The sequence below is a fragment of the Microvirga antarctica genome (genome assembly GCF_017921815.1).
Lineage (GTDB): Bacteria > Pseudomonadota > Alphaproteobacteria > Rhizobiales > Beijerinckiaceae > Microvirga > Microvirga antarctica.
This window is the reverse complement of record NZ_JAGEMM010000101.1, coordinates 1-289: the sequence shown is the minus strand read 5'-3', so window position 1 is coordinate 289 and position 289 is coordinate 1. Positions and strand designations below refer to the sequence as shown.

General features: G+C 49.5%; 1 protein-coding gene. It reads right to left on the bottom strand.

Features of this window, described 5'->3' with window-relative positions:
- Positions 1–289 (bottom strand): hypothetical protein (locus J4G32_RS21030; RefSeq protein WP_210497633.1); only part of this gene is annotated, 289 nt, incomplete at both ends.

Below are 289 nucleotides of genomic sequence, written 5' to 3'. Positions count from 1 at the left end.
CCGGTGGCATAACCCCCCAGTGCGCCGCCGTGATTCAGGCTTGCATAGAAATCACCGTTAGAATAAAAATAGTCATCTTTCTTGAGTTTGATGCCCAGGAAGTCAAGGAAGTTTTGCGGGACAATGGCCACCATTTTGTCAATCTGGTTGGTGATCAATCGCTCTCGATCGTCATCGCCAAAAAGACTGCCGAAGTACAGCATGTTGTCGTGGAATTTGGTTTCTGTGAGGCGCCCGAACAAGGGGTTGCTGAGGTAGCGTTCGTCGTAGGGTTTCAAAAGGATGGTCA